The organism is Moraxella sp. HMSC061H09 (assembly GCF_001809255.1).
GTDB classification, from domain to species: domain Bacteria; phylum Pseudomonadota; class Gammaproteobacteria; order Pseudomonadales; family Moraxellaceae; genus Moraxella; species Moraxella catarrhalis.
In genome coordinates this window covers 1-398 of record NZ_KV796855.1, presented here as the reverse complement: position 1 = coordinate 398, position 398 = coordinate 1, and the positions used below count along the sequence as shown (strand labels likewise).

Below are 398 nucleotides of genomic sequence, written 5' to 3'. Positions count from 1 at the left end.
TAGTCGTTCATAAAGCTGTTGTGTATTGGTGAAAAAATCCTGTCTTTTTTGTTGAATGGCGTTTAAAGGCTCTACAATGCGTTTTAAGCGTGTTTTTGGTGTGGATGGTAATCATTTACCATTTTTGCTTTTGATAGGGCTTGTAGGCTCTCTCATGGCTTTTATTTGCGTATTTTGATTGTGCACCCACCGTTTTTGTTGGCAAATACTTCCGCTTTCTTGTTTTTGGTCGCCATGTAGTAAAATTTCTCGTCTTGCTGTATGTTGAATTGGTTTAATACTTTGGGCGGTAGGGGCATTTGCTCTATGGTTGCCTGTATTTGAGCTTGTTCGGCTCTCATATCTTTTAAACTCTTGTATGTCCATAGGGCGGTCAATCCCATGACTAAGATTATCGC

1 protein-coding gene is annotated in these 398 nt (G+C 39.7%); it reads right to left on the bottom strand.

From position 1 onward, the window contains the following. Window positions 1-111: 111 nt before the first annotated feature. Window positions 112-398: hypothetical protein (locus HMPREF2573_RS09430; protein WP_210383690.1), on the bottom strand; the 287-nt coding region annotated here is incomplete at its 5' end.